Source organism: Paenibacillus sp. 1-8, assembly GCF_056316205.1.
On the sequence record NZ_CM149995.1, the window covers coordinates 1,176,167 to 1,195,604 of the forward strand.

Here is a 19,438-nt window from a genome sequence, read left to right on the forward strand (position 1 = left end):
ATACGTTCTCAGTCTGGCAGTCGGCGCACACCCAGCATGGACTAGATTGTGAATATAGGTGCGTTAGGGGCAACTTCTGAAGTACATATTTAAAAGCGATTTACAGGCTAAGAATTGCTAAAGATTTGATAAGATTAACGAAGCCGATTCGGAACGAGGCGCGCCTGGCGAAGAGCAAACCTATGAAGGTGATTCAGGAAGACAGAAGCTACACTTAACATAATATTCAAGCTTCAACTCCTTCGGAGTCTTGGTCTGCCAGATGGATTTCGGGGAGGCATTTCAGCAGACAACCCCTCCGGGGTTCATGAATACAGAAACGTTATGTGAAATCAACGAAATTATTTAAGAGGTAAACATAATGAAGATAATAAAAAATAAAGAAGAACTTGAAGGCACTTGTTATATTGAAATTTTGCCAGGTAGGTACCTTGGTCAATGTTGGAGTGATACTTCAATTTTTTTGACCGAAGAACTATTTGGTTTTATAGAGAAATCAGTTGAAGGTGAACATAGTACATATGATCACTACGCTTTTAATGAGATTCAAAAGGAAACTTGGTGGAGTATCCTGGGGAGATTAGAAAGAATAATAAACCTTCTTGAAGGACAAGCCCAAATGAATACTCTTAAAGAGCACATTGGTTTTTACTTTGGATACAGTGAAGATGACTTTATAAAAGATTATGAAAATAATATTGAAAAACTGAGAGAATTAATTAAAGAATTTCAAACATGGATTAAAGAGCAATTGAAATCCCAAGATTACATTTCAGTATTAGGCATCTAGTAAATTCGAGGAAGTTGTTGACATCACATAACATAATATTCAAGCAGCGGCTCCTTTGGAGCCTTGGTCTGCGAGAAGGATTTCAGGGAAGCATTTCAGCAGACAACCCCTTCGGGGTTCATGAATACAAAAACGTTATGTGCAATTGCCTGAGACTATGGAGGATTAATGATGGAAATGAATAAGTTAATTCAAGAATATCGTCAAAAAGTTCCGTTTTTTCGTTTGTTAGAGAAAGAAGCAAAGCATATTATTAATTCAAAACTTGAGAGTTTAGATATCAAAATTAATAAAATTGAGTCTAGAATTAAAAGTGTAGATTCATTTATTTCAAAGATTGAAAGAAAAGAATTATTGAATCCATTTGAAGAAGTTAAAGATATTCTTGGAATCCGTATAGTTTGTTTATTCTTAACGGATATTGAGAAAATACGCAACTCAATTAATGATGTTTTTGAGATTGAAGAAGAAGATAATAAGATAGACAGTTCTGATATAAATTCATTTGGATATATGTCGATACATTTTATTGTCAAGTTAAAAGAGGACTATAGAGGTCCTAGGTACGATAATATTAAGGGAATGTCCTTTGAAATTCAAGTAAGAACAATGACTATGGACGCATGGGCAAACATTTCTCATTACCTTGATTACAAAACTGAAAATGATATTCCCGATGATTTAAAGAAAGACTTTTTTGCATTAAGTGGACTATTTTATGTTGCAGATAAACATTTTGAATTATTTTTTATGTCAAGAGAGAATACAAGAGAACATTTAATAGAACAATTCGAGCAAGAACAAGCAGATGACGAAAATATTAATATTGATAGTTTAAAAGCTTATTTTGACGTTAAATTCCCAGATAGAGAAAAATCAGATGCAAAGGCTATATCGATTCTTGTTAATCAGTTGTACAAATTTAATGTAACAAAGATAAGCCAAATCGAATCCATGATTATGAGCGCTTGGGATGCGTTTCTATTATATGAGCAGGAAAGACCTCCACACTCTGAGCCTGGTAGAAAGTTTAGAGATGTCGGAGTCATTAGAATAATTTTAAAGTTAATAAATGAAGATTACTTTGAATTTATACATCAAGAATCTTCTGATGGTACTGTAGAAAAATACAGAAAATTGCTTAAGTAACTCAGGAAGTGCAACAGCACATAACATAATATTCAAGCAGCGGCTCTTACGGAGCCTTGGTCTGCTGGATGGATTTCGGAGAGGCATTTCAGCAGACAACCTCTGGCGAGGTTCGTGAATACAAGGACGTTAGGTGACATACCCGCAAAGTCTAAAAATATAAACCATCCAATATATATTCGGATGTAAAAAGTCATTTAACCAAAGATAAAGATGTGATTGCACGAGATCAAGCGAAGCATATAGCAGGAATAGAGCCGCGAGATACGATCACAAATCAAAAGATGAAAATGTTGAAAGACAACACGAGTTGATCAGACGACGCATGGAATAAGATTTAGGTCCGCTAGAGTTACGATTAAAAATCGTTAATTCTATATTTTTGAAGAACAATACGAGATAATTTGCTGTTCAGAATGGGGATTGAATACGCGAGGGTTAGAATCGCTCACAGAATCGGTTAATGCTTTCATGAATCCATCTGTTTGCAAGTTTTCACGATTCTTTTCTGAACGGGGTAAAATAAAAAGCCGTCAACTCAAATAGGCTGACGGCTTCGAAATGTAGACAGTTGGTCCAAAGAACTGAAGTTTTTTGGATTATAAACAACTCTTTTTATGCTACATTGGAAGTATTATTTTATATTTGTTATACCATTCGTATGGGCAGTGTTAGTCTGAAATCTTTAGCAGCTTGGGAGAAAGAACCTGGCTACAAATTAGAATGTATACAACTTAAAATGCTATATATTTTTGATTGGTAAATATACTTGAGACATTATTTTTATATCAGGCACTTCTGAGTCCTCTACCTGAGTATCTAATATTTCTCTCATTAATGCCATACAAAATTTCATTCCAACTTCTTCTGATATTATATCCTTTAAATAAATATTAGTATCGTTATATCGCTCAGGGAAATTAATGCAAAAGTAGGTCATTTTTTTCTTTTTTTCTTCCCATATTCTGTATTTTACAGTGCCTCTACCATCAATCTTTTGTTTAATACTTTTAGTTAGAAATTTATCTATTTGACCTATTTTGCTCCACGTGGCTAAGTTCTTATTTATATATACCTCATCCCATGTATCAAAAATAGGAAAGTGCAATAATAGATTTCTTATAAAACTAAACAAATCATCTGCAATTATACTTTCAAAATATGGTCTACCGCCCTTTTTCATCCAGTTAATATATTCTTTAATTGGCTCATAACTCAATAATTCTTTATATATTGAAAATGATTCCCTTAGTTTATAAAATCTTATTTTAGCATCATTGTTTATAAAATCATCATTTACAACTTCTTCATATAAATCATAGAATCTATTATAAAATAACGATAATACTTCTCTTTCTTTTTCATTTGGTTTTACTTCTTCTATTTTAATCACCCCACAAATTGGAATTTGTCGGTTTCCCCATTACGCCCATAATAAAAAGCACCAAATTGTATAATAACTAATTATATTGTCGATTATCTGTTTTCATCAAATATAGAAAAAGATTTATAAATTCAGGATATTTTTCCTTGTCTCTTTCGAACCATTCACTAAATATTTCTACAGCCCTTGCAGTATCAAAAACATCCTTTGAGGTTGGCAACCCTACTACTAATTGATTGCCATCAATGAGAGCTACTGAACGTTCTGGATTATTCTCATATTGAGCATTTCTCTCGTATAACTCTGTCAAGTTTGAATATAAAGTATTTATTTTGATTAATTGACAATTATAGAAGAACTTATCAATCGCATTTTCTTGCAATGACTTTTCAAGAAGTGTGATTGCTTTATTCTTATCCCCCGACTTTGTGTAAGCAAGCGAAAGTCGATCAACGATATCTGGGTTAGTGTAATGTGTAGCTACATTTTCTAATATATATATTCTATGATACAAAGGAAGCATACTAAATATAGTGTAAATATCTTCACAACCGAATCTATGCTCAGGAGCAAGGAAATAATTCACGAAGATATCTTCTACAATATGAATAGCTTTATTTATGATTATATGTAAATCATCATCGTTAACTTTACCATTAAAATGTGAGCCGTCCCCTCCAATTCTAAAAATTTCTTGTATATTTTCCCCAATGTTTCTATCATAGTTTTCTTTTATGATTGTTATTTTTCTACCCCAGTTGATACCCGTATAATCTTCATTGGGTTTAAGAACTGCTACAATTTTGTCTTTCAACAATAAATCAATAATACCTTCAACATACTGCCGCACGCTGTTCGCGCGAATTTTAGTTTTCTGGTTATCATCCATAAATGTTTCAAAAACATCTACAAAGTTTTCGTTGATGGGAATTAACGCCAAGTTGTTTATTTTAGTTCTATCCTCCATGTTTCATTTCCTTTCATAATTAAATGTAGCTTTATACAATATGTAGTTTGTGCGGGCGTTTCGCGTGTTATGGGGATGGTTACATAATACTCGCGATGTAGTCGGGAGTTGAAGGAAACGTCATCAGGGGTATGGTGACGGCTTGAATATGTGTCGTTTATGATATTATATAAACGGTGTGTTAGAATAGCAAGGGTACAGGTTCTTACCAGAACAATTTTCATTTTTGTAGAAGTTGCTATTATTTAAATGGACAAAATTTTGTTCATTAAAATCAAAAACAATGGAACCGGATGAAAGTTGCAACAAACATAAAAAAAATGGACCACCGACGATTTATTATGAAGGTAGTGTGTCAGGTAAGTAAATCGTTATGTTAATCAAGGTCTGATGGTCAGAAAACGAAAATCGAAGCAATATCGAGCAATTCTAAGCGCCTAATCGAATAAGAGGTGCGGTGTCCGATATTCGGGAGGGAAACCGGTATAATAAAGTTAGATTTGCCACCGAGTGAGAGAGGGGATGGATAGAATTCAACGGTTTGAAGGTATTTCGAAGAAGGTAAGTACATCACCTAACAACGTTTTCACGCATTATGGGACAAGCCCCCTCGGTCCGTCAGATGGATTTCGGGGAAGTGGTGACAGCCGGACACATCCGCACTGACTAAGCGCATCGCGCCCGGCGACTTTGTCGCCTTAAGTCGGAGGGACGTCGTGAACACAAAAACGTTATATGAAATCGAGTAAAAGCATAGAAATGAAGGTGGATTATTTGGGGATATTTATTACTAAATCAACGACTCCAATTATCTGGCTAGATACCCTTGCCGTTATAGAAATTTATAAAACTATCAAAGAGGAGAAAGAGAATCCAAGAATAAAAAAGTTATTTAATATTGTTAGAGAAAAAGTAAGCCAAGGAAAACTCATTTGTCCATTAGGAGAACAAGAAGAAGAGATAGAGGAAAAAGTTGGCGAAGTGATTAAGCAATTCGTAGATTTATCACTTGGAATTAGCTTTCTTTCGAATGATGAAATCAAAGAAAGCCAACTGATCAAAGCAATAAAATCGTATAGTAAAACAAAAGATGTAGAACTAACATATTTAGACGCATTTCATAGAGATCCAGTAACTCATCTCAAAAATAAAAATGGTTTTATTTTTTCAATTGTAATAGAGCCAACTCAATTAGAAATAGATACAAGAAAGATTATAAAGCAAAAAAATATCGAAGAACTTCAATCCGTTAAAGATGAGTTCTACAAAGACAAAGAATTTGCCTCAAAAATAAATGATGAGTTAAACGGACATTTTATTGCTATTTCACACTTAATAGGTATGTATAAATACAAAAAAGAAAATGATATTCCTTTGAGTGAAGTTGAAAATCTTCAAATCTTACACATGCTAAATAGACCGTTATCCTTTTGGAACGAAGAACAAAAAAGTGGTTTATCAGGCTACTTGGATTTTTTAAAATCAAATGATTATAAACAATTGCCCTATGTAGATATCAATGCACGTATGGTGACGGATTTATTTACTTCGAAAAGAAAATCTCTTGAAATTGGAGATCCCACAGATATTTCGAACTTGTCAACGCTACTTCCTTATTGTGATTACGTACTTACAGATCGCGATCAAATGAATAGAATCAAGCGATTAGGTCTGGATAAGAAGTATGATACTAAAGTTTTTGCACTATCAAATATTAACGATTTATTTAGTGATTTAGAGAAGATTTGATTGTAGTTCGAGATGATCTCGACATCATATAACATAATATTCAAGCAGCGACTCCGTTGAGCTTTGGTCTGCTGGTGGATTTCGGGCAGGTATTTCAGCAGACAACCCCTGGCGGGGTTCATGAATACAGAAACGTTATACGACAGAATCAAAAGAAAAAAGAGCCAATAGGCTCTCAATCTAAAGATAAATCTAATTCGTTATGTAGATGAAGAGCATCTTTAAAACCTTGCAAATAGATTTCACGCTCTAAAATAGCTTGAACAGAAAGGTCTGCGTCATCAAAAAGGAATAGAGTCTTTTGTATATCTTCTGATAGTAGTTCATGTAACTGCTTGAAGTAAAGATTCCGTTCGGATGAGAACTGGTTGTAGCTGTAGTTGTTTTTGATAAGCTCGCCATATAAAGATTCAATTCGATTACGAATCAGTGAATCGAGTAAGACTTCTAAAGAAGTATGCATAATTGAACACCATCCAATGGATTTAATTTTGTAAATAAAAGTTTAACTTATTGAATATAATTTTATCATAATGAACATATAAGTCAATACATGTTGAAGATGTTTTTGATAAAGAAAATATACTTTCATATAATTAAAGAAAATTCACTTCATGTGTGAAAGGAATAACAGATGATTAGTTACAAACCTTTTCAAAAATTATTGATCGACAGGGAAATTAAGAAGCAGGACTTACTTAAAATGACGGGGATTTCGTCTGCTACAATGGCGAAGCTCAATACGAATGAATATGTGTCATTAGAAGTAATTGATAAATTATGTACGGCTTTAGGTTGTCAACCAGGAGATTTATTGGAACACATAGCAGAGCAATGACAGATCAAGATCAAGGAAGAATTTTGGTTGATCGAAGAAGTGATTCCGTCGTATAACATAAATATTCAAGCTGTGGGTCCGTTGGAGCCTGGGTCTGCTATATAGTCTTTTTATCTAATAGGATTAGCTGGCGTTTATTTGACCCACACGTACCTGTCATTGGTGAATTGCCAATAAAGTGTGAACTATTTAAATATCCGATTTACTGATTCAACAAATCGAGACTTTGCCAATCGTAAGAAGGCTAAAGTCTTTTTGTGTTTTCAAAATATATGAGCGATCTCCCGACAATCTTTATTCCTCTTCAAATCACTCCCCCCACACAAAGGTTAAAATTTTATAAAAAAAGTTCAAAACCAGCAAAGACCTTTCCCGGCTTGGAATGATACCATGTGGTTGCACATAAAAAAAGGAGAGGCGTTAGCGTTCATCGCCACTCTATTGTAAGCGCTATCTATTTTCTTTTCTAATCAGCACTTACCTTTAAAATGACCCGCATCACATGAGGAAAGGGGAACTTCATATGAAAAAAGGAGCTGTTGTCGTTTGGCTTCTGGTTTTGGCCTTGATGCTTTCGGCCTGTAATTTGGCGGAGAGTGGAACGGGCAGCAAGGAAAAAGGTTATGTGGGCATTTCCATGCCGACCAAATCGTCCGAGCGTTGGGTAGGGGACGGAGAGAATATGGTCCGGCTGTTTCAAGAGCAAGGCTATAAAACAGATTTACAGTACGCCGAGGACGTGGTGGAAAACCAGATTGCCCAAATTGAAAATATGATTACCAAGGGCGTGAATGTCATGGTGGTTGCATCCGTGGATGGGAACACACTGACGGATGTAATCCAGAAGGCGCACGACCGGGGGATTCAGGTCATTTCCTATGACCGTCTGATTCGAAACACGCCGTATTTGACGTATTATGCGACCTTCGACAATTTTCAGGTGGGCGTGCTACAGGCGTCATATATTGAGAAAAAGCTGGGACTCAAAGAAGGCAAAGGCCCCTTCAATGTAGAGCTGTTCGGCGGTTCACCGGATGACAACAACGCGTATTTCTTCTTTAACGGCGCGATGTCTGTCCTCAAGCCATACATCGATTCCGGAAAACTCGTCGTACGCAGCAAGCAAATGACGATGGCGCAGATCGCTACGCTGCGGTGGGATGGAGCTTTGGCCCAGTCGCGAATGGATAATCTGCTGAGCGCCTACTATTCGGGGGAGAATCTGGACGCGGTGTTATCTCCATATGACGGAATCAGCATCGGCATTATTTCATCCCTCAAAGGGGTTGGCTACGGAACAGCGAACAAGCCGCTGCCGATCATTACGGGGCAGGATGCGGAGCTGGCTTCGATCAAGTCGATTGTGGCCGGGGAGCAGACGCAAACCGTGTTCAAGGATACCCGCAAGCTGGCGGAGCAAACGGTAGTGATGGCCAACAGCATTTTACAGGGCAAGGAAGCGGAAGTGAATGATGACAAATCGTATAACAACGGAATAAAGGTAGTTCCTGCTTATTTGCTTGATCCGATCTCGGTGGATCGGACGAATGTCGAAAAGGATATTGTCGGCAGTCATTATTACACCAAGGAGCAAATCGGACTGAAATAAGAGTAGGCTATTCAAACCGAAAGGAGCGTATCCCATGACTGGAATCATTTTGGAAATGAAGGGAATTACCAAGACCTTTCCCGGCGTGAAGGCGTTGGAAAATGTAAATCTCAAGGTCAAGGAAGGCGAGATCCATTCCCTGTGCGGTGAGAATGGTGCGGGCAAATCGACGCTGATGAAGGTACTGAGCGGTGTATATCCGCATGGAACCTACGAAGGGGATATTGTTTTCCAGGGAAAAACGTGCGAGTTCAAGGATATCAAGCAAAGCGAGGAACTGGGTATCGTCATTATCCATCAGGAGTTGGCGCTGATCCCGTATCTCTCGATTGCGGAAAATATTTATCTGGGCAACGAACGCGCCAGCGGCGGCGTGATTGATTGGAAAGAGACTTTTGTTGGCACACGCGAGCTGCTGTCCAAGGTCGGCTTAAGCGAAAATCCCAATACATTAGTTACGAACATCGGGGTCGGGAAGCAACAACTGGTTGAAATTGCGAAAGCGCTCTCTAAAAAGGTAAAGCTGCTCATTCTCGATGAACCGACAGCGGCGTTGAATGAGGATGACAGCGAAAACCTGCTTAATCTGATGCTTGAATTTAAAAGACAGGGCATTTCCTGCATTCTCATCTCCCACAAGCTGAATGAGGTCGCCAAGGTATCGGATTCGATTACGATTTTGCGGGACGGGAAGACGATTGAGACACTGGATATGAAAAAGGATGAGGTCACGGAGGATCGGATTATTAGCGGGATGGTTGGACGTGATCTGACCAGCCGTTACCCGGAGCGCCATGCGGAGATTGGCAAGGTCATTTTGGAAGTGAAGGATTGGACGGTGTATCACGAGCATCATGCGGAGCGCAAGGTGCTTGATCAGGTGAATTTGAATATCCGGCGCGGTGAGATTGTCGGTATTGCCGGACTGATGGGAGCGGGACGGACCGAGCTGGCGATGAGCATTTTCGGCAAATCGTATGGACGCAATATCTCCGGCCAATTGATCAAGGAAGGCAAGCCGATCCAGAACAACACGGTAACAGACGCGATTAACAACGGCTTTGCCTATGTGACCGAGGATCGCAAGGAGTTTGGCCTTATTCTGATGGACGATATCAAGCGCAATATTTCGCTGACCGGCCTGAACAAGCTGACGAAGGGCGTTGTCGTCAATGAGCAGGAGGAAGTGATCGTTGCCGAGGATATGAAAAAGAGCATGAACATTAAAGCGCCGAGCATTTTACAGAAAACGGGTAATCTGAGTGGCGGCAATCAGCAGAAGGTGGTGCTGAGCAAATGGATTTTTGCCGGGCCGGATATTCTGATTCTGGATGAGCCGACACGCGGTATTGATGTGGGCGCCAAATATGAAATTTATACGATTATTCATCGACTTGCCGCTGAAGGCAAGGGAGTGCTGGTCATTTCGTCCGAGCTGCCAGAGGTACTAGGCTTGTGTGACCGGATTTACGTCATGAACGCCGGGCGGATTACCGGAGAGGTTAGCCGTGAGGAAGCGTCGCAGGAAACGTTGATGAGATATATGACCAAGTCGGGAGGCGTGAAGCATGGAAACCATAACTAAACTATTTAAAAATAACATCCGCCAATATGGCATGATGATTGCGCTGGTCGTCATTATGATCCTGTTCGAGGTGCTGACGGGCGGCCTGCTGTTGAAGCCGATTAATATTACGAATCTGATTCTGCAAAACAGTTACATTCTCGTGCTTGCCATCGGGATGGTGCTGGTCATCATCACGGGACATATTGATTTGTCTGTCGGCTCGATCGCCGCTTTTGTCGGAGCAGTTGCCGCCATTATGATGGTCGATTGGCAGCTTCCGGCGTGGATCGCCGTGATTGTATCCTTGGTAGTCGGAGCGCTGATCGGAGCGTGGCAAGGCTTCTGGGTCGCTTATGTACGGATTCCGGCGTTTATCGTGACGTTGGCGGGGATGCTGCTCTTTCGTGGCTTGACCATGATCGTACTGGAAGGTCAATCCATCTCTCCTTTTCCGGGTGGCTTTCAGAAAATCAGTTCAGGCTTCCTGCCTGATTTTGCTTCCTCGGGTTATAATCTGGTATCCATCATTGTCGGCATCGCGCTCACGGTATGGTTTATCATCAATGAGCTTCGGGAACGCCGTTCCCAGCTTAAATATGGATTCGAGGTTCCGTCACAGACTTTATTTGTACTCAAGCTGATTGTGGTGGCTGCTGTCATCAATCTGTTCACCTTCATGCTCGCGAGCTACGCGGGAATCCCGAACATTCTCGTTCTGCTGTTTATTCTGATCGTCGTATACTCCTTCGTGATGAACCGCACGGTTATGGGCCGTCATGTGTATGCGCTGGGTGGAAATGAAAAGGCAGCGGGTCTGTCCGGTGTCAAAACGAAAAAAGTTACGTTCTGGGTATTCGTCAACATGGGCGTGCTGGCCGCCATTTCCGGCCTGATCTTCGCTGCACGTCTGAACGCGGCTACACCAAGAGCAGGTACGAACTTTGAGCTGGATGCTATCGCAGCTTGCTTTATCGGTGGGGCTTCGGCATCCGGTGGTATCGGAACGGTTTTCGGAGCGATTATCGGTGGTCTGGTTATGGGCGTACTGAATAACGGCATGTCCCTGATCGGTCTGGGCATTGACTGGCAGCAAGGCATCAAGGGCTTGGTGCTGCTGCTGGCGGTAGCCTTCGATATTTACAACAAAAACAAAAGATCGGCTTAAACTTTATATTCCATTATCGTATAAAAGGAACCTCCAGTCCCACTTAAAATGTGGATGCTGGAGGTTCCTTGTTGGTTCGTTTTTGAGGCTAGCGGAGCTTATTTATCAGATAAGCTTTCTCCATCTACTGGAATATGCACGCGCTCACTCAGTCCTTCGTTGCATATATGTTCGGATAGCTCAGTTCGGGTGAGCAGACAATGATTGATCGCCTCCATATGGACAGCCACTACTTGTGTATAGGGGGCATGTTGCGCAACCGTCGTCACATCCTGTGCAGTCATCGTAATTGGATCACCAACCGTGAACCGCGCTCCTCCGGCATTCACAATCGTCCACTCCGGATGGTACTTGTCGAGTGCTTCTGATACTTCACTGCACCAGATTGTGTCCCCGGCCAAATAGACAACAGGCTCGCCTGGAGCCTGAAATACAAAGCCTGATACGGGGCCCATCTGTTCCCCGATTTCTCCAGTACCATGATGCCCGGTTGTGCGGATAATCTCAATTTCTCCCACAGAACCTACCACCCAAACCGGAGTCACCTGCGTAAAACCGTCAGCGGCGATCTGCTCTTCATTTCCGGGCTGGCAGAGGACAGGAAGCTGTTTGTCCAGCCATTGCGCTGCTGCCGGGTCCCAGTGATCCGGGTGCAAATGCGTAACGATAACAGCGTCAGGCTGTCCAAGCGTTTCCCATTGCGGTGGCAATGGAACCAGCGGATTACGGCGGTCATTTTCCGTATTGGGAATAGGCGGATTTACGCTAGGCTCGCTCAGCATCGGGTCGATCAGGAATTTTACTCCGGCGTACTCCAGCCATAGGGTTGCATTGCGGATCAGTGTGATTTTCATATTTGGAATCTCCTTTTATATTGGTTAATAATTTTTTAAGCTGAATATATTCGACAGTTGTTTGTTTCTGTTACAATCATATGTGATGCAAGAAGCTACAGGCTACGGCCTGCTGAAAGGAAAATAAGAATTCTCGTTTCATCATGAAAGGAAAAATGGCTATGGAACTATTCGTACCTGATGAGATCGACCTGCGCATTCTTCATCATCTGATTGAGGACAGCTCTTTATCGCACAAGGAGATTGGTCTGCTTGTACATCTTACGGGTCAAGCGGTAGGAGCGCGTGTTCGAAAAATGGAGGATGCAGGCATCATCGAGGGCTACACGCTACGCTGGAACCCTGAAAAAATGGGGCAGACCATTCATGCCTTTATTACGGTGTTTTTGAATTCGGGAACCGTTCATAGTGCTTTTCAGGCTTTTGCACGAGAGCATCCTTATATCGTCGAGATTCATCGGGTTAGTGGGGAGGGCTGTTACTGGATGCGCTTGCGCATGTCCTCGCAGTCAGAGTTAACTGCTATGCTGGATGAATTAACTAAATTCGGAAATTACAAACTAAGCTTTTCGATAGGAGAAATATGAATGATAAAGGCTTCTGGCGCTTATGCCGGGAGTTTTTTTATTTGGCGAGGGCGGGCGCATAGAAGTCAGCTGGACAGGCTCATTTTTAAAATATGCTGCAAGCCGTGCGATCCCATCCTGGTGTCACCCTCGTCTTTAAAGCCACATTTGAGATACAGATTTTTAGCAGGCAGATTACGGGCGTTGACACCCAGCACGACTTCACGAATATTTAGGAAGTGCCTGGAGATAAAATGTGGCAGTAGAAGCAGCCCTTTTTTAGCGTAGCCTTGTCCCTGATCTGTGTAATGAATAGAGAAAGCGCGTAGCAGCAGAGCCTCGGAAGTAGTCGTATAATCGGCCAGCTCATCTCCATCGTATAAAATGAAAAATCCAACAGGTCTCCCGGCAGCTGTAATCACGACAGGATGACGGTGCGGATCTTCCTTGGCCAGTGCCAGCATTTCATCCGGCATTCCGGTAAACTGCTGCTGATCCTCAGGTAAATAAAAGGTATGTAAAACTGCGTCATGCTCACAATGGTAAGGTACAAGCTCTACGTCAGTAGTAGAGGAAGGCTGTGAGGTGAATGCAGGTTTGTTCATGGGTACACTCCGATCTGTACGTATTTTTGTACATATTAGGAATCATTGTTACCCAAAACGAGGCTTCGGTCAAGCCTGCAATTGGCTAGAACAATGTATAACATCTAATTTGCTAAAAAAGGAAACCTGAGCTTACCTTACTTACGTATTACCCATTACATTAAACAGCATGGTTTAAAGGAGACGTGTACTTCTATGAAGCAGGTTACAGCATATCGGGAAAGTCAGGAACGATTGCGCCATGAATTGAAGACCATTGAGGCGTGGGAGAAGGCGCAAAAGGATATTTTTTTCTGGGAAAAGCTCGGCAGATGGCCTTTTATGCTACTGGATCGACTGACGCCCAAAATGATTAAGGACAAGCTGGAACAACTGCTTAACGAGCTGGGAAGCTTTATTCAAAACGGCGGTAAATATCTGGTGAAAGAAGAAACGGTTCTGAATAAGCTGAAAAAGACGGCCCGTGAACATGTGATTCGGCAAAATGGCGTGGCTTCCACTTCTGATACGCAGGATCGGCTTCATGATAGGGAAAACGCGGATTCGGACGTTAGCCCTGAACCGACGTGGGGATTGAAGCAGGCGGCTGAGCTGCCGCTAACGATCATGGATCAGACCGCTGACGATATTACGTCAGGTCGCATCACCTTTGCCACCGCTCAGGGAGCAACAACGGGGATCGGCGGTGTGTTTACCATTGCGGCGGATATTCCTATTTTACTCGGATTGTCACTCAAAGTGCTTCAGGAAATGGCCTTATGCTACGGCTTCAATCCTGATGAGAAGCAGGAACGCATTTTTATAATTAAATGTATGCAATTTGCTTCATCTGATATTGTCGGTAAAAAGGCTGTGCTGGAGGAACTGGCCTTGTTTGATGATCCTTCACGCCAGGCACAGGTCTTTTCCCAAATGCAAGGGTGGAGAGAAGTTATTAACACCTATCGCGATCAGTTTGGATGGAAAAAGCTGCTTCAGATGATCCCGATTGCGGGCATTTTGTTCGGCTCCATTGCCAACCGAGGTGCTATTAGTGATGTAGCTGAAGCGGGTAAAATGCTATACAGGAAGCGCCGTATTTTGATACGTTTGGCGGAAGAAGAGAGCTGACTGGATTATTCGGGATAGAAGAGGGTATGTTTTTTGGCTTGCTTGGTGGAGAAATCAGGATAGGCAACTACGAAGGTGTGAAGCGGCCGGGATGGCCGCCACACGGTTACCTGTTACACTTCGGCTCCGTTTTCTTCCGCCCAGCGGTTTAAGGTTTTATCTGTAGGAAGCAGGAATGTCAAAATGCCGAGCAGAGGCAAAAAGCCGCACAGGAACATGATGTTGGTGATGCCTACCTTATCAATCCAGTTGCCGAGCACAAGCGCACCTACACCGCCAAGGCCGAAAGCGAGGCCTGTGATCAGACCGGAGACGGTTCCGATTTTGCCGGGAATGAGCATTTGCGCATATACGACCGTAATCGAAAAGCTCGACAGCATAATAAATCCGATGATCGGCAGCAGGATAGCGGTCCAGAATTGGTTGGCGTAAGGTAGTAACAGCGCAAGAGGTGCGGCCAATACCATAGACAGGAAAATCATATTACGTTTACCAAAACGGTCCGCCAGCGGGCCGCCAAAGAAGGTGCCAAGCGCTCCAGCCCCGAGGAACAGGAAAATGTACAACTGCGCATCAGCCAATGGCATTTTAAATACTTCCATTAGGTAAAACGAATAGTAGCTTCCGACCGAGGTCGAATACCACGAACGAACGAATACCAGCAGTATGAGAACAATCATGGCAAACATAATACGGTTGCGTGCTTCGGGCTTCATGCGGCGTGCCGCCGCTTTTTTACGTGCATAGCCTTCCGTGCGCAGGACGTTACCATACCAGCGGGCGATGAACGATTGGACGACGATACCCGCTGCGGCAATACCTGTGAACCAGATGGCGCCAAATTGCCCCAACGGGATAAAAATCCAGCTCGTAAGCATCGGTGCCAGCGATTGGCCTGCATTACCGCCAACCTGGAAAATGGACTGAGCCAGCCCCCGGCGTGGTCCGGCTGCCATATGAGACACTCGCGAGCCTTCCGGGTGAAAGGCCGCTGAGCCCAGACCCACGAAGATGACTGCGATCAGCACTGCTTTATAATCGGCAGCATAGGCCAGCAGCAGCATGCCGGTCAGCGTAAAGCCCATGCCGATCGGAAGGATCGCGGGCGTAGGCCGTTTGTCCGAAAATAAGCCAATGACTGGCTGCATGATCGAAGCTGTAAAATTGATGGCGAATGAAATCCAGCCGATCTGCGTGTAGCTGAGGTTCATGGATTCTTTTAAGATCGGAAAGATCGCAGGAATGACCGATTGAATCGAGTCATTGAACAGATGAACGAAACTGATGGCAATCAGAATCGCAAAAACGGTACCCTTCGCTTGAGGTCCCGGCAGAGGGAGCGATTGGCCCGTTTCTTTTTTTACGGCAGTTTTAGTAGTCATGGCAACCTCCGATTATGTATGTATATTTTAAGATATAGGAAGCGATCCGTTTGCAGCAAATGGCTGAAAGGGGGATAAAGGCCACCTTTACTCGCTGGTTCTTTCCCATCCTGCTGCTTACTCGCAATTGCTTGATTTAGCTAAAGGTGGTCTGCATATAGGCAGCTTGAAACCGATAGCTTCAAAATGGAAAAGAACCTGCCCTCCATTTAACCCGGAGAGCAGATCCTTTTCATATGTTGCCTAGGCTTGCTTTCTCATCCATTCGACCAATCCATATAACCGAGCCCAAAGATTTTCATGAGAATCCACATACTGAACGGCATCATTTATATCGCCGGGTGTCATGTACTGGGGTTGTGTTGAAGGCAAGGTTTTTTTCCCAAGCAGATAGGCCGGGACATGGCGATTTTGTTTACGAGCCAGCTTATACAAAAAAGTCAGATTCGCAGTTTCTCCATTTTGAAGGTACTCCAGAGCCAGTTTACCGTATTGAAATTCCGTTGATCCTTCATTTGCATAGGATTGCAGTAGCTGTTCTGCTTGTTCGAAGCGTTCTAATTCCAAATAACAAAGAAGCAGGCTATACCGAATCCCCTGATTATCATTGGGATTTAATGCTAGTAATTGCTCATATTGTTCACAAGCGGCACTAATTCTGCCTGATGTATACACCAGTTTGGCATACAACTCCTTCGAGCGCATGTAGGGGCGAGTCTCGACCATCCCCCAGAAATATTCTTTGTTTTGCACAAAAAAGTCCTCACCCAGTTCATCTCGGGCATATGTCATAGCAGAATTGGCCAGCTTAATGGCTTCTGAAATATCTGTTGCTAGTTTCGAAAGCATAAGCAAAGCATCTACATTGTTAGGATCAAGCTCTCGCGCTTGGCTGATGAGTTTCTTTTTCTTTGCAAGGGAAGTTTCTGATTCAGCCCTGATCATCAGCTCGTAGGCCTTTTCCTCCAAGCTTATCGGAGAATCGTTCCTCAATAATTCAGAGTTGTTTAATTGCAAAGCCAGAAAATTCTGAGCATTATCAAGGCCTTCATGATCCTGGGATTCCATTAATTTCTGAATTTTTCTTAGCATTTTTTCATGTTCGAGTTCGGAATAAGCGGTCATCTCTTCAACTTTGTTAGACGAGGTCAGAGCTGCCAGATTATCATTTTCCGTCCCATATTCTTCAAAAAAATCCTCCAATCTTCGCAAATTATTAGACAGACTGGATACGGAGACTCCATGCTTGGTTGCGAGATCAGCTTGAGTAACCAGCATGCCAAATTCAGTTAGAAAAAAATACTCAAGAGCAGCTTTATAACCCCCAGGTTTACGGAAAGATGGGCTGTTTAAGTTACAGAAGTTATTCCAGAGCAGTAATGTCTCCATGAGGCATCCACGTACGATTAGGGATTTTAAGTTATTTTCCGCATAAAGGGCCATAAAAAGCTCGTCAGCCAGTTGATATTGTGCTTCTGTTGGCCAGTTCAGTTTGCCTATAAGCTTTCTGAATTTTTGTCGTGATTCTGTGTGTTCAATTCTTTCCTGCCACTGAGTGCTGTTTCCTGGTTCCTGATTTGGAAAGGAGCTGTGCTGTTCCCGCTGCGCTTGTTGATCCTGGTCTAAACAGCATTTCTTATACTTTTTACCACTGCCGCAATGACAGAGATCATTCCTTCCTAATTGTGTCAATTCAAAACACTCCTCATAAAAGTTTCATACTGATAAAGATATCAGTATAGCCGCTTCTTTTCAAAGGGAGGAAGTTTTCTGGAGTGGATGATCATGTACATAAGCAAAAATAAATTAACAAAACCATGCTCTTCATTTAACAAACTAAAGATATGATTCTTTATGTCATACAACTTGTTGTATAGGTAATAGCTTCGTAGAGATATGAAGAGCACAAGAGAAGAGAGGATCTGATTTGAGAATGAAATTGCTAAGGAAACCATTGTCAGTTGCTTTATTATCTGTACCCTTACTTATAAGTTCCCTAGGTGGAAGTTATGCGAGTGCGGCAACCATGCCAACAACGGTAACTCCAACAGAACCGTCGTGGGGATATTTCGTAGACAATTATAAAAATAATAGCTCTGATAATAAGACGGAAAGCTCTAATCCGACCATCGGGCTGCTTTCCGGATTTAATAAACTTTGGACTCCCGGCGCTACCTGGGATACAGGTACCAAGCTGAACAGTAGCGTACTGGACGCCAATATTCAAAAAGTTATTGATATGGCTGCTCGCCGTACTTCAAGTGAGGCAGATGCGGCTTATTTGGATGATCGCAGAAACCAGAGCTACAGCGTGATCGACGGCCTGGGTTCGCTTACCGATGTATATCGAAAGAATGCAGGTGCAAATACAACGATCAACGACATTCCGGCGGATGCCCTGACTAAAAAATATGAAGATGCCGGAACCAATGCAGGTAGTACGAGTTCCGCTCTTGGCAATATCGTGAATTTGGTCAATACCTTGCGTGGTGATTACTCTTCGACGAGCTCGGCCAAGGCTTACTTTAGCTATCCTCGTCCGTTTCGTTGGAGCAATAATTCAGTCGTAGTTCCGACTCTGCTTCCTGCTCAAAATTCTGATCCGAGCAAGGATGGCGGCTTTCCTAGTGGTCATACCAATGCCGCGTATCTTAGCGCTATTGCTATGGCCTATGCCGTACCAGAGCGTTACCAGGAACTGCTTACGCGAGCGTCTGAACTAGGCAACAACCGTATTGTTGCCGGTATGCATTCGCCGCTTGATGTTATGGGAGGGCGCGTCATGGCGACGGCGACGGCGGCTGCCATTCTGTCTGATCCAGCCAATAGCAGTTTGAAAAAAGCGGCTTATCAGGATGCTCACAGTAAATTGTTGACGCAAAAGGGGACTGCCCCGGATCGGTTCAGCAATTACTCTGCCAATAAAAAAAGCTATACCCAACGATTGACATACGGATTCAGTCCAATTAACCCAACCACGACTGCAATGACGGTGCCTAAGGGAGCTGAGGTGCTACTGGAAACGCGTCTGCCTTACCTGGACAGCACGCAACGTCGCTGGGTTTTGGCTACTACAGGTCTTCCTTCCGGCTATCCTGTACTGGATGATGCTGAGGGATGGGGACGGCTTAATCTCTTTGCCGCCGCAGATGGTTATGGTGCATTCGCCAATAACGTTACCGTGACCATGGACGCTTCCAAAGGTGGTTTCAATGCTTTGGATCGCTGGCGCAACAATATTTCCGGCGTTGGAAAGCTGGCCAAAAAGGGTACAGGTACGTTGAAGCTGATGGGCAACAATACGTATTCTGGCGGTACACAGATCGACCAAGGCACACTTGAGGGGAATTCGGAAACGGCTTTCGGAAGTGGGGATGTTACGAACAACGGGGGTACCCTCACTGAAAATGTTTCTGGAAAGCTGGTCATCGGCGGAAATTACAAACAATCTGCCAAGGGTACACTTGAGCTCAACCTTCTGAGTAAAAATGATTTGCTCAAAATTAAAGGCACTGCAATACCTAATGGGAAATTGCGTCTGAATTTTTCAAACAAATATGTACCAGCTAACGGTGCCACGATCATGACTTATGGTAAACGAAATGGAACATTTACTTCCATTGAAACCACTGGATTGCCAAGCAAGTACAAAGTGAAGGTTGTCTACAATGCCGACAGCATTCAGTTAAAGGTCACAAAGTAA

General features: G+C 42.6%; 17 protein-coding genes. 10 read left to right on the forward strand and 7 right to left on the reverse strand.

Features of this window, described 5'->3' with window-relative positions; genetic code table 11:
- Window positions 1-361: 361 nt before the first annotated feature.
- Window positions 362-790, forward strand: coding sequence for a hypothetical protein (locus AC0WRU_RS05425; RefSeq protein ID WP_476127540.1), 429 nt, complete (start codon window positions 362-364; stop codon window positions 788-790).
- A 177-nt stretch (window positions 791-967) separates the two neighbouring features.
- Window positions 968-1,939 (forward strand): GTP pyrophosphokinase, encoded by a 972-nt coding sequence (locus AC0WRU_RS05430; RefSeq protein WP_476127541.1) that lies wholly within the window; start codon window positions 968-970, stop codon window positions 1,937-1,939.
- Window positions 1,940-2,681: 742 nt separating this feature from the next.
- Here the strand turns inward: AC0WRU_RS05430 and AC0WRU_RS05435 are convergent.
- Together AC0WRU_RS05435 and AC0WRU_RS05440 are read right to left on the reverse strand one after the other, a co-directional pair.
- Entirely contained in the window at window positions 2,682-3,332 is a 651-nt protein-coding gene (locus AC0WRU_RS05435) for a hypothetical protein (protein ID WP_476127542.1), read from the reverse strand.
- A 67-nt stretch (window positions 3,333-3,399) separates the two neighbouring features.
- Window positions 3,400-4,290, reverse strand: coding sequence for a hypothetical protein (locus AC0WRU_RS05440; protein WP_476127543.1), 891 nt, complete (start codon window positions 4,288-4,290; stop codon window positions 3,400-3,402).
- Between the two features lie 774 nt (window positions 4,291-5,064).
- On the opposite strand from AC0WRU_RS05440, the gene AC0WRU_RS05445 reads away from it, so the two are divergent.
- A complete protein-coding gene (locus AC0WRU_RS05445) occupies window positions 5,065-6,039 on the forward strand; it encodes a hypothetical protein (protein ID WP_476127544.1) in 975 nt (324 codons plus the stop codon).
- 175 nt (window positions 6,040-6,214) lie between these two features.
- Here AC0WRU_RS05445 and AC0WRU_RS05450 read toward each other — a convergent pair whose 3' ends face one another.
- Window positions 6,215-6,502, reverse strand: a complete 288-nt coding sequence (locus AC0WRU_RS05450) for a hypothetical protein (RefSeq protein WP_476127545.1) — start codon at window positions 6,500-6,502, stop codon at window positions 6,215-6,217.
- A gap of 171 nt (window positions 6,503-6,673) precedes the next feature.
- Between AC0WRU_RS05450 and AC0WRU_RS05455 the strand changes: the two genes are divergently transcribed.
- From AC0WRU_RS05455 to mmsB, 4 genes are all read left to right on the forward strand, one after another.
- The gene (locus AC0WRU_RS05455; RefSeq protein ID WP_019686344.1) at window positions 6,674-6,877 is read left to right on the forward strand and encodes a helix-turn-helix domain-containing protein; all 204 of its coding nucleotides are present in this window, start codon (window positions 6,674-6,676) and stop codon (window positions 6,875-6,877) included.
- Window positions 6,878-7,400: 523 nt separating this feature from the next.
- Window positions 7,401-8,486, forward strand: a complete 1,086-nt coding sequence (gene chvE / locus AC0WRU_RS05460; protein ID WP_476127546.1) for a multiple monosaccharide ABC transporter substrate-binding protein — start codon at window positions 7,401-7,403, stop codon at window positions 8,484-8,486.
- Window positions 8,487-8,520: 34 nt separating this feature from the next.
- On the forward strand, window positions 8,521-10,071 hold the full coding sequence (gene mmsA, locus AC0WRU_RS05465; protein ID WP_476127547.1) for a multiple monosaccharide ABC transporter ATP-binding protein: 1,551 nt from the start codon (window positions 8,521-8,523) through the stop codon (window positions 10,069-10,071).
- A complete protein-coding gene (mmsB, locus tag AC0WRU_RS05470; RefSeq protein WP_476127548.1) occupies window positions 10,055-11,218 on the forward strand; it encodes a multiple monosaccharide ABC transporter permease in 1,164 nt (387 codons plus the stop codon). Before mmsA ends, mmsB begins: the two co-directional genes overlap by 17 nt.
- A 98-nt stretch (window positions 11,219-11,316) precedes the next feature.
- Here the strand turns inward: mmsB and AC0WRU_RS05475 are convergent, their stop codons facing one another.
- On the reverse strand, window positions 11,317-12,072 hold the full coding sequence (locus AC0WRU_RS05475; protein ID WP_476127549.1) for an MBL fold metallo-hydrolase: 756 nt from the start codon (window positions 12,070-12,072) through the stop codon (window positions 11,317-11,319).
- Between the two features lie 161 nt (window positions 12,073-12,233).
- Between AC0WRU_RS05475 and AC0WRU_RS05480 the strand changes: the two genes are divergently transcribed.
- Window positions 12,234-12,659 carry an Lrp/AsnC family transcriptional regulator gene (locus AC0WRU_RS05480; RefSeq protein ID WP_025685170.1) on the forward strand — a complete coding sequence of 142 codons (426 nt, stop codon included), beginning with the start codon at window positions 12,234-12,236 and terminating at the stop codon, window positions 12,657-12,659.
- A gap of 65 nt (window positions 12,660-12,724) precedes the next feature.
- Here the strand turns inward: AC0WRU_RS05480 and AC0WRU_RS05485 are convergent, their stop codons facing one another.
- Complete coding sequence (locus AC0WRU_RS05485) at window positions 12,725-13,243, reverse strand: GNAT family N-acetyltransferase (protein WP_476127550.1); 519 nt, start codon at window positions 13,241-13,243, stop codon at window positions 12,725-12,727.
- A 195-nt stretch (window positions 13,244-13,438) separates the two neighbouring features.
- On the opposite strand from AC0WRU_RS05485, the gene AC0WRU_RS05490 reads away from it, so the two are divergent.
- Window positions 13,439-14,353, forward strand: coding sequence for an EcsC family protein (locus tag AC0WRU_RS05490; protein WP_476127551.1), 915 nt, complete (start codon window positions 13,439-13,441; stop codon window positions 14,351-14,353).
- A gap of 113 nt (window positions 14,354-14,466) precedes the next feature.
- Here the strand turns inward: AC0WRU_RS05490 and AC0WRU_RS05495 are convergent, their stop codons facing one another.
- Window positions 14,467-15,735, reverse strand: coding sequence for an MFS transporter (locus tag AC0WRU_RS05495; protein ID WP_476127552.1), 1,269 nt, complete (start codon window positions 15,733-15,735; stop codon window positions 14,467-14,469).
- Window positions 15,736-15,978: 243 nt separating this feature from the next.
- Window positions 15,979-17,427: a tetratricopeptide repeat protein gene (locus tag AC0WRU_RS05500; RefSeq protein WP_476127553.1), complete on the reverse strand. Its 1,449-nt coding sequence runs from the start codon at window positions 17,425-17,427 to the stop codon at window positions 15,979-15,981.
- A 241-nt stretch (window positions 17,428-17,668) separates the two neighbouring features.
- Between AC0WRU_RS05500 and AC0WRU_RS05505 the strand changes: the two genes are divergently transcribed.
- Window positions 17,669-19,438 (forward strand): acid phosphatase, encoded by a 1,770-nt coding sequence (locus AC0WRU_RS05505; RefSeq protein ID WP_476127554.1) that lies wholly within the window; start codon window positions 17,669-17,671, stop codon window positions 19,436-19,438.